Below are 9227 nucleotides of genomic sequence, written 5' to 3'. Positions count from 1 at the left end.
AACCCCGGTGCACGTCCCGCGTCCCGCGCGAAGACGTGGATTGGCCCGCCGAATGCTTCCGGTGCCGCTCGCATGCCCGGACCCCATGACCTCTTCGCTCGCTTCACCTTCGGTCACCCCGAGCGGGCCGCGGCCGAGCTGCGTGTCGCGCTGCCCGCGGAGGTGGTGGCTCAGGTGGACTGGGACAGCCTGCAGCAGGAGCCGGGCAGCGTGGTGGACGAGGAGCTGCGCGAGACCGAGAGCGACCTGCTCTTCTCGGCCCGGCTGAATGGTGGGCGTCCGCTGTTGTTCTACGTGCTGCTGGAGCACCAGTCCTCGGTGGATTGGTGGATGGCGCTGCGCATGCTGCGCTACGTGGTGCGCCAGGTGGAGCGCTGGCGGCAGGAGCATCCGAAGAGCGCGTTGCTGCCCGTCATCATCCCGCTCGTCATGTACCACGGGCCCGACGGAGTCTGGACGGCGCCGCGCCGGGTGGAGGAGCTCTTTCAAATCCCGGACGGGGATGAAGAGGAACGGGAGCGGTGGCGAGCGCTGGTGCCGCGCTTCGAGTACCTGCTCGATGACCTGATGGCCGAGCGGGAAGAGGCGCTGCGAGCGCGCTCGGGACCGCCGCTGGCGCGCCTGGCGTGGCGGGTGCTGCGCTACGGACGTACCGGGGAACTGGCTCACCGTCTACCGGATTGGACGGTGCTCTTCGCGCAGGTGCGGGCGGCTCCCGAGGGGGCCGAGCATCTGGTGGTCGTCATTCGTTACCTGCTGTGGGTGGAGAGGGATGCGGCCGTCCACGCAGCGGCGCGGCGGGTGTTACATTCAGTCCTGGATGGGCAACGAGCGGAGGAACTGATGAGAACCTGGGCCGAGGAGATGCTCGAGCAGGGAATCCAGAAGGGCTTGGAGCAAGGCCTCGAGAAAGGCATGGAAAAGGGCCTGGCCAAGGGCCGTGCCGAAGACGTGCTGCGAATTCTCAAAGCGCGAGGCGTGCACGTCGACGAAGCCGCCCGTCAACGCATCCTCTCCTGCACGGACCTGGATACCCTCGACCGCTGGTTCGATCGCGCCCTGAACGCCACCGCCCTCCGCGACGTTCTGGACGACCTCGCTCAGTAACCCTCTTCGCGCTTCGCGAGCGCCTCACCCCACCCGCGCGCCCGCCTCCCCGCGGCCCGCGAGCCGCGCCACCGCTTCCACCAGCGTCCCCGGCTCCAACGGTTTGGCCAGGTGCACCTGGAAGCCCGCGCGATATGCCTTCCGCGCATCCTCCGCGCTCGCATACGCCGTCAGTGCAATCGCTGGCACCCATTGGTCCCTCGCCTCGGCCCACGCCCTCACCTTCCTCAACAGGGAGTGCCCGTCCTCGCCCGGCAGGCCAATGTCCGACACCAGCACCTCCGGCAGCGACTCCCTCAGCCGCTCCATCGCTTCCGCCGCGGTGCTCGCCGTCCCCACCACCGCTCCCCGCTCGCGCAACATCAGCGCAATCAACTCCCGCGCGTCCGCCGCGTCCTCCACCAGCAACACCGTCACCCCGTCCAGCCTCACCTCCGGCGCCTGCGCCTCCGCTCCTGGCAGTGCATCCGTCTTCGTCTCGGGCAGCACCGCCGGCACCGGCAGCGTCACCGTGAACGTCGAGCCCTTCCCCTCCCCCGCGCTCTCCGCTCGCACCTGCCCCCCGTGCAGCCCCACCAGGTGGTGGACGATCGCCAACCCCAATCCCAATCCCCCGTGCTCGCGCGTCGCCGAGCCGTCCGCCTGCCAGAAGCGCTCGAAGAGGTGCGGCAGCGAGTCCGCTCGAATCCCCTTCCCCGTGTCCTTCACCCGCACCCACAGCTCGCGCTCGTTGCGCTCCACCCGCACCAGCACCCGCCCTCCCGCCGGAGTGAACTTCACCGCGTTCACCAGCAGGTTCCAGCACACCTGCTGCAACCGTCCCGGGTCCCCCACCAGCATCGCCGTGCCGTTGCCGCCCACGTCCACCTCGAGCGACAACGCCACCCCCTTCTGCTCCGCGTGCGGCTTCACCACCTCCACCGCCGCCTGCACCACCCCCACCAGCTCCACGCCCCTGCGCACCAGCGTCAGCTTCCCGGTGATGATGCGTGACACGTCCAGCACGTCCTCAATCAGCTGCGCCAGCGTGCGCGCGTTGCGCTCGATGACGGCCAGCCCCTTCTCCACCGCCTTCGCGTCGCCCTGCCGGTTGCGCAGCATCTGCGTCCAGCCCAGCACCGCCGTCAGCGGCGTGCGCAACTCATGGCTCATCACCGCGAGGAACTCGTCCTTGGCGCGGTTGGCCGCCTGCGTCTCCGCCATCAGCCGCGTGTTTTCAATCGCCACCGACGCCATGCGCGCCAGCTGCACGAGAATCGCCTCGTCCTCCGAGCTGAAGTCCCCCTCGTACCGGTCCGACAGCTGGATGAGGCCCAGGTTGCGCCCATCCCTCCCCACCAGCGGCGCCGCCAGCCAGCCGCGCAGCGGCGGGTGCTTCGCCGTGTGCCTCCCGAAGCCCCGCCACGCCGGGTGCGACTCCAGATCCGTCTGCGTCAGCCGCATGGGCAGGTTCAACCGGCACACCCAACTGTAGATGCCCGTCCCCTCCCTCGACTGCTTCCACTCGCGCCACGCCCCGTACTTGTCCGACATGGACACCGAGTGGATGGCCTGGGACCAGTTGCCCTCCAGCGTCAGGCTCGTGACGGCCTGGTGCGCGCCAATCACCTCGCGCGCCTGCTCGGTGATGGCCTTGAGCACGTGCTCGACGGACTCCGCCTCGCTGATGACGAGCGCGGCGCTCGCCAGCCCCTGCAGCTGCACGGAGTGGCGCTGCTCCCGCGCGAGCAGCCGCTCCCGCTCGGCCTCGCCCTGGCGCTGGCGGGTGATGTCCCGGTGCGCTCCCACCCACTCGCGCACCGAGCCGTCCTTCTCCAGCACCGGCACCGCGCGCGCCAGCATGTGGCGGTACGAGCCGTCCTGGTGCCGCAACCGGTGCTCCACCTGGAAGGACGTGCGCGTGGACAGCGCCTCCTCCCAGGAGCGCACCGAACGCTCCCGGTCCTCCGGGTGCACCGCGTCCAGCCAGCCCCAGCCCTGGTACGCCTCGCGCGCCTGCCCGGTGAAGGCGCTCCAGCCCGGCTGCTCCTCCACGAACTCGCCCGAGGGCGGCGTGGCCCAGATGATGTCCGACGTCGCCGTCACCAGCGAGCGGAAGCGCTCCTCGCTGTGGCCCAGGTCCCTCGCCAGCGCCTCGGCGGTGCGGCGCGAGCGCACCAGGTCCGTCACGTCGTAGGCGAAGATGGCCACGCCCTCCACCCGTCCCGCGGCGTCGCGCTGCGGGTGGTAGGCGATGTCGAAGAACATCTCCTCCGGCGGCGTCCCCGGCGTGCGCGGCACCTTCACCGGCCTCGCCCGGCCCACGTACGAGCTGCCCGTGGTGTACACCCGCTCCATCACCTCGAAGACGCCCTGGCCCGCCAGCTCCGGCAGGGCCTCGCGCACCGGCTGGCCCACCATGTCCCGGCCGCCGTAGAAACGCCGGTGCAGCAGGTTGGAGAAGACGAAGCGGTGCTCGGGGCCCCGGGTGATGCTGACGGCGGCGGGCGCCAACATGAGCATCTCCTGGAAGCGCGTGCGCTCGCCCTCCACGGCCGTGCGCGCCGTCTGCTCCGCGGACAACAGCCGCACCCGCTCGTTCTCCGCCAGACGCCGCTCCGACACGTCCCGGCTGAACACGACGAGCCCCTCGCCCGAGGGAAACGCCCGCGACTCCAGCCATACCCCGCCCGGCGCGAAGAAGTCCTCCAGCGACACCAGCGTGCGCGCGTCCATGGCGCGGCGCCACGCCGGGGCGAAGGCGCTCTCGGCCAGCTCGGGCAGCACCTCCCACAACTCCCGTCCCAGCAGTTGCTCGCGCGAGCGGCCCAGCAGCCGCTCGAACACGGCGTTGAGCCACACCAGGCGCCAGCCCCCATCCACCACGAGGATGCCGTCAGTGACGCCATCCAGCAGCGGATCGAACCCCGCCGACACCCCGCGCTCCAGCCCCCCGGTTGGAGTTATGGACGGCTCGTGATTGGCCATGGGCCCCCTGTGCCTCAGGCTTACCAGAGCGCGTGGGCGGCCGCTCGCGGGTGGCCGGTGGAGTGTCCGGCGCATGCCGTTCCGAGGTGGGAGTAGCGGACACCCGGGGGAGCCTGAAGCCGCCCGGAGGGGAAGCAGGCGGCCCGGAAATCCGTGGCCTTGTGCACCCGGGACGCATCCGCTAGCAGTCGGGGACGACTCCCATGTCCACCGACGTCCCGACTCCGAATCCGCCGCGCCCTCCCCGCACCTTCCTGTGGGCGGGGCTGGGCTTCTCCCTGTGCTTGGCGCTGCTCGTGGTGGGGCTGGTGCGCCCCCGGCAGGAGCCGTTGCAGCGGCTCGGCAGGCTCCCGGCCTTCAGCTTCACGCGCCAGGACGGCCAGCCCTTCGGCCTCAAGCAGCTCGAGGGCCGTCCCTGGGTGGCCAACTTCATCTTCACCCGCTGCCCCACCATCTGCCCCGTCTTCACCCGGAAGATGGCGGGCGTGCAGAAGCAGACGGCGGACCTGGGCGAGCTCGCGCTCGTCTCCTTCTCGGTGGACCCGAAGTACGACACCCCCGAGCGGCTCACCGCCTATGCCGAGAAGCATGGCGCGAACCCCGCGCGCTGGAGCTTCCTCACCGGCGACTACGTGCAGCTCAAGGACACCATCGTCGGCGGCTTCAAGATCGCCATGGGCCGCGAGGAGGGGAAGGACGAGAACGACATCGCCAGCATCTTCCACGGCTCGCACTTCGTGCTGGTGGACCGGACCGGGGAGATCCGCGGCTACTACAACAGCGAGCACGACGACGACGTGGAGCGCCTGGTGCGCGACGCCGCGCGGCTGGTGAAGAGCGGCGAGTAGCCCCCGTCACCGGGAAACACGTGGGCCAGGAGGCCCCCTCAGGGAGTCGGGGCCGCGGCGAGCGCCTCGCGGTACACGTCGAGGTCGGCGGCGCTGAAGAGCACCACCGTCACGCGCTCGAGCTGGGGCAGGCGCGCGAGGGCGGCGCGCATCTCACGCAGGGCGATGGGAGCGGCCTCGGAGATGGGGAAGCGGTAGGCGCCGGTGGAGATGGAGGGGAAGGCCACGGAGCGCAGCGCCTGGCGCTCGACGAGCTCGAAGACGGAGCGGTAGCAGCGCGCGAGCGTGCCGCGCTCGCCCTCGTGGCCACCCTGCCAGACGGGGCCCACGGTGTGGATGACGTGGCGGGCGGGGAGGTTGTAACCGCCGGTGATGCGGGCCTCGCCGGTGGGGCAGCCGCGGAGGGAGCGGCACTCGGCGAGCAGGCCGGGCCCGGCGGCGCGGTGGATGGCGCCGTCCACGCCTCCCCCGCCGAGCAGCGAGGTATTGGCCGCGTTGACGATGGCGTCCGCGGCCACCTGGGTGATGTTGCCCTGGGTGAGCACCAACCGGTCATCCGTGGGGTTCTGGCTCATGGAGCGCTCCTGCGCGAGAGGGGCCTGGCGGACGGGCAGGCGCTGGAGGGCCTGACGGCCCCACGGACGGACGGAATAATGACGCGGTGCTTCCAACCCGTGCCCGCGTGCATACCTTGGCCGGAAAGACATCGGACAGGGAAGGGACACATGGCGATGATTGGGACCCGCCTGGTGGGACGAGTGAAGGAAGAGGCGCTGCGGCTGGGCACCCGGGGAGTGTGGTGGGTGGTGGAGGGGACCGCCACGGCCCTGAGGACGCTGGACCGGCTGCGGGAGTGGCTGCCCGAGGAGGAGCGGGAGTCACCGCGGCGGTCGACGAGTGAGGACCGGGTGATGGAGGAGCAGCGCCGGGAGCCGGCGCTGTACCGGCCGCCACCGGAGGTGGCGCGTCCGGCGAGGAAGCAGGTCTCGCCCGAGGCCCAGGCCACGGCGGAGCGGGTGCTGGAGGAGGCGCGGGCGGCGAAGGAGCGCATCAAGAAGGCGCAGCCGGCGCCCAAGCCGCTGATCGTCTCGGCGGACGTGGAGGAGCAGCTGCCCAGCCCCGCGAAGCGGAAGACGGCGCGCAAGACGGCGCGGACGCAGGGCCGCAAGACGATGGCCTCGGCCGCGGCGCCCAAGCGGGTCACGGCGCAGAAACCGGGCTTCAAGGCGAAGCGGGGCCAGAAGCACAAGCACTGAGCGGCGCGACGAAAAGCCGCGCCAGGCCCCCAGCGCCAGGCCCCCAGCGCCAGGAACCACCCAGCGCACGGAGCCACCCAGTGACACGGGGCCACCCGGTGACACGGAGCCCCCTACCCCTCTCCCTTCGGGAGAGGAGCCCCCCGTCGTTCAAAGGGGGGGCAAGCCCCCCGGGGTGAGGGTATCCGGGCCCCGGGTTCTCCCCGTGAGGGCCCGCCGCGTTACCTGCGGGTCACCTTGGGCGAAGTGGCGCGCGGAGCGACCTTGCTGCGCATCCGCGAGCTCTTCATCGAGATGCCCGAGGCCTTCAGCTGAGCGGCCTTCTCGGCGGCGAGGCGCTCGGCCTCGGCCTTGCGGGCGGCCTCGTCGGCGGCGAGCTGGGCGCGGCGCTGGGCGATGAGCTCGCGCATGCCCTCGGTGGTGAGGTCCACCTGGGCGAGGTGGAGGCGGTAGAGGAGGTCCTCGCGCAGGGTGCCCTTGGTGCGGGCCTGCTCGACGCCGCCGGAGAGGCCGACGACGATTTTGGGACGCTCCTCCTGGGTCTGGAGGCAGCGGACGATGAGGCCCTGGGCGGGGATGCTCAGCCGGGCCACATCGGGGATGAAGACGACCCCCCGGGGCTGCTTGAGGGCCTCGGCGACCTGCTCGGTCTGGCGGACCTCCACCAGCGGACCCTCCTTGGCAAAGTTCCTCGCCGCCGTCGCCGCCCACGTGCGCCGCTCATCTTCCGTGCCGCCGCTCAGGAGCACGGAAGCGCGGTTCGCTACGAGCTCCTCTTCGCGGTACCCTCGCGGTGTCAAAGGCAGACCTCCCCCGTCGTTGACTGCTATTGGAGAAAGCCTAACGCAAATCAGGTTTCCCGTCGAACCCCGCAACGGTGCGGGGGCCCGGAAACCGGCCCCGGACGCGGAAATCCCCCAGTCTTTCCACGGAGTTGCAAAAACAACGGGGTGCGGGAGAAAACCTGTTGGGACGGGTCAGGCGTGGAGGACCACGACGGGGCGGCGGCAGCGCTCCACGAGGGTACGGGCCACCGCGTCATCGAGGTAGCTGGAATGACCCGGTGCGTCAGACGTACCCAGGCACACCAGGTCCACGCCCTCGCGCTCGGTGGCCTGGCAGATGGCGCGGGCCACGTCGTCGTGGGTGACACCCTCCAGGGTCCAGTGCACCTCGGGGGCGCCGTCCTCGCGAGGCACCAGGGCCTTGAGGCGCTCGAGGACGGCGGACTGCTCGCGAGGGGGCTCGGGCACCACGCCGTACTGGTCCATCACCCAGGAGCGATCCTCGGGGCGGCGGCGGCGCACGTGGAGCAGGTGGACGCGGCCGCCGGGGCGCACGAGCGAGCGGGCCTGGGAGATGGCGCGGGAGCTGGCCTCGGAGAAGTCGACGGGCACGAGCACGCTGCGGGGCGGGACGCTCTTGCGGACCGGGGGCTGGGTGCACGGCACGCACGCCACGGACTGCTCGGCATGGCGCAGCACCCCGGCGGACACGGAGCCATGCCACAGCCGCGCGAGGCCTCCGCGCTGGTGGTTGCCCACGAGGACGAGGTCCACGGCGTGCGCGTGCGCCACGTGCAGCAGGTGGTCCGCGGGGCGGCCGAAGCCGGGCTCCAGGAGCAATTCCAGACGGCCCTCGCCGGGCAACTCGCCCACGCGCTCGCGCAGCTCGCGCAGCAGCACGCGCTCCACCTGCGGGTCCAACACCTCGATGCGGCGCACCACGGGGTCCAACAGCTCGAGGTGCACGGGGGTGTGGATGCCCAGCCGCTCGCGCTCCTCCACGGGAGAGCACACGGAGACGGCGAGGACGTCACAGGGGCCCACGCGGCGCAGCTCGTGCAGCCACGCGACGGCGGCGGCCGAGGCGCGCGAGTCATCCACCCCGGCGAGCACCTGGAGGCGGCGCCGGCCCAGGGCCCAATCGACGAGGGCATCCCCCTGGTGGCGCACCACGAGCACGGGGACATGGGCCTGCTGGGCCAGCCGCTCGTGGACGGGGGTGCGGTGCCAGGCGGGGAGGTGGCCCCAGCCGTCGGCGGAGACGACGAGGAGCCGGGCGCGGCGGACGCGCTCGTCCTCCACGAGCACGGTGCCCGGAGCGCCCTCCAACAGCCAGGCCTCCACGGAGACGCCCAGGGAGTGCAGCCGGGAGGCCTCGGCGGAGAGCCGGGCGCGGGCTTCTTCACGGGCGCGGGGAGCGGGGCGGGAGGAGTGCTCGGTGTGGAAGACGCCGAGCAGCCACAGGGGCTCGCCGAGCCGGGTGGCGATGGCGGCGGCGGCACGGGCGGAGCGGCCCGAGGCCTCGGACAGGTTGGTTGCGCACACGACGGCCATGACAGCCTCCCACCGAGGGCGCGAGGGGGAATGCCCTCTTCCAGGAGAACCCTCGACGGGAGGATGGCCATTGCACGCAAGGCCAGGAGGCCCCCGGCCACGAGAGTCCCCACCAGGACGCTCCTCCCCTCTCCCGCCGGGAGAGGAGCCCCCCGTCGTTCAAAGGGGGGGCAAGCCCCCCGGGGTGAGGGTGCCGGGGAACAAGAGTTGAACCCGTGTATGCCCCCTCTCCCTCTGGGAGAGGGCTGGGGTGAGGGTCTACGCCCGAGAGAGGGCCCGCGACCCTTGGTGCCTACCGCGTCCCCACGGCGGCGTGGCCGTCATGATTGGTGTGGTCCTGATTGGGACCATTGCCGCCGCGCAGCCCGTCCTGCCCGTAGGACTGGAGGAAGGGCCGCTGGCCGTCGCTGGCGTAGGCGTAGGGGTGGCCCCAGGGGTCGGTGGGCTCGGCGGGGAGGTACTTGGGCACGAGGAAGGACAGGTCACCCTCCTCGGGGATGGAGCCATGCTCGGCGCGGTAGGCCTCGAGCGCCGCGATGATGCGGGCGAAGTCGGCGTGGGCCTGGGCGGCGCCCGGATCATGCTTGCCGCGCAGGCCGAGCCACACGGTGATGCCGATGACCACGAAGGCGATCGGCAGGAAGATGACCATCAAGTGGGGGCGGCGGCGCGGCGTCACGGAGTCCTCAGGGTGCGGCACGGGAGGGTGG

Annotated in this window: 8 protein-coding genes; 3 read left to right on the top strand and 5 right to left on the bottom strand. The window is 71.7% G+C overall.

What is annotated here, in order from left to right; genetic code table 11:
* Positions 1-1107: Rpn family recombination-promoting nuclease/putative transposase (locus VFZ09_RS34110; protein ID WP_329731914.1), on the top strand; the 1107-nt coding region annotated here is incomplete at its 5' end.
* A 24-nt stretch (positions 1108-1131) separates the two neighbouring features.
* Here VFZ09_RS34110 and VFZ09_RS34105 read toward each other — a convergent pair.
* Complete coding sequence (locus tag VFZ09_RS34105; protein WP_329731913.1) at positions 1132-4023, bottom strand: PAS domain-containing protein; 2892 nt, start codon at positions 4021-4023, stop codon at positions 1132-1134.
* 254 nt (positions 4024-4277) lie between these two features.
* Here VFZ09_RS34105 and VFZ09_RS34100 point away from each other — a divergent pair, with 254 nt between their 5' ends.
* A complete protein-coding gene (locus VFZ09_RS34100; RefSeq protein WP_329731912.1) occupies positions 4278-4922 on the top strand; it encodes an SCO family protein in 645 nt (214 codons plus the stop codon).
* 38 nt (positions 4923-4960) lie between these two features.
* On the opposite strand, the gene VFZ09_RS34095 is transcribed toward VFZ09_RS34100, so the two are convergent.
* A complete protein-coding gene (locus tag VFZ09_RS34095; RefSeq protein WP_329731911.1) occupies positions 4961-5497 on the bottom strand; it encodes an O-acetyl-ADP-ribose deacetylase in 537 nt (178 codons plus the stop codon).
* 150 nt (positions 5498-5647) lie between these two features.
* Between VFZ09_RS34095 and VFZ09_RS34090 the strand changes: the two genes are divergently transcribed.
* Positions 5648-6178 carry a hypothetical protein gene (locus VFZ09_RS34090; protein ID WP_329731910.1) on the top strand — a complete coding sequence of 177 codons (531 nt, stop codon included), beginning with the start codon at positions 5648-5650 and terminating at the stop codon, positions 6176-6178.
* Positions 6179-6399: 221 nt separating this feature from the next.
* Here the strand turns inward: VFZ09_RS34090 and VFZ09_RS34085 are convergent, their stop codons facing one another.
* The 3 genes from VFZ09_RS34085 to VFZ09_RS34075 form a co-directional block, all read right to left on the bottom strand.
* A complete protein-coding gene (locus VFZ09_RS34085; RefSeq protein WP_329731909.1) occupies positions 6400-6978 on the bottom strand; it encodes a Fis family transcriptional regulator in 579 nt (192 codons plus the stop codon).
* 177 nt (positions 6979-7155) lie between these two features.
* Positions 7156-8517, bottom strand: a complete 1362-nt coding sequence (locus VFZ09_RS34080) for a universal stress protein (protein WP_329731908.1) — start codon at positions 8515-8517, stop codon at positions 7156-7158.
* Positions 8518-8809: 292 nt separating this feature from the next.
* Complete coding sequence (locus tag VFZ09_RS34075) at positions 8810-9196, bottom strand: type II secretion system protein GspG (protein WP_329731907.1); 387 nt, start codon at positions 9194-9196, stop codon at positions 8810-8812.
* Positions 9197-9227 lie beyond the last annotated feature (31 nt).

Origin of the sequence: Archangium sp., assembly GCF_036277355.1 — a bacterium.
Lineage (GTDB): Bacteria > Myxococcota > Myxococcia > Myxococcales > Myxococcaceae > Archangium.
The sequence above is the reverse complement of the archived record's forward strand: the minus strand, read 5'-3'. Positions and strand labels throughout refer to the sequence as shown.